The following is a 736-nucleotide window of genomic DNA, read 5'->3' on the forward strand; positions in this document are numbered from 1 at the left end:
CCGCGCTGCCGGCCCGCCCGATCACCACCCAGTACCGCGAGAGCGACTGGGGCTTTGTCACCCGCCTGCTGGCCGAGGCCGGCCTGGCCTGGTGCATCGAGCAGACCCAGGACGGCGAGGCCGCGCATACGCTGGTGGTGTTCGACCCGGCCGCCGAGCGCCCTGCGCTGGGCAGCCAGCGCTTCCACCGCAGCGACATCGCCGAAGCGCGCGATGGCATCACCGCCTTTGCCGAGCAGCGCCAGCTGGTCCCCAACGCCAGCAGCGTGGCCAGCTGGCACAGCGAGCAGCTCACCGCCGTCAGTGGCCAGAGCCAGGCCGAGGCCGGCGCGCTGCCGGTGCTGGAGGTGTACGTGCAGCCCCGCGCCGGGCGCTTCGCCCAGGCCGCGCTGGCCGCCGATGAGGCGCAGGCCCGGCTGGATGCGCTGCGCGTGCCGATGACCCTGTTCCAGGGCAGCGGCTCGGTGCGCACGCTGGCGGCCGGCAGCGCCTTCACCCTCACCCAGCATCCGCAGCACGAGGGCCAGGCCTTCGTGCTGCTGGCCGTGGCGCATGCGGCGGTCAACAACCTCGGCCACGGCATCGTCGAGCTGCTCGGCGAGGCGGCCTTGGAGCAGGGCAGCTACCGCAACCGCTTCGTGGCGGCCCCGCACGACACCCCGATCCGCGCCCTGCCCCAGGACCGCCCCACCCTGCACGGCCCGCAGACCGCTCGCGTGGTCGGCGTGGCCGACAG

General features: G+C 74.6%; 1 protein-coding gene. It reads left to right on the plus strand.

All coding sequences use genetic code 11. The features are described from left to right. A partial coding sequence (locus tag GDJ08_RS19955) for a type VI secretion system Vgr family protein (RefSeq protein ID WP_165699855.1) occupies window positions 1–736 on the plus strand: 736 nt, incomplete at both ends.

It is taken from the genome of Stenotrophomonas nematodicola (assembly GCF_009467805.1).
In the GTDB taxonomy this organism is placed as follows: Bacteria; Pseudomonadota; Gammaproteobacteria; order Xanthomonadales; family Xanthomonadaceae; genus Stenotrophomonas; species Stenotrophomonas nematodicola.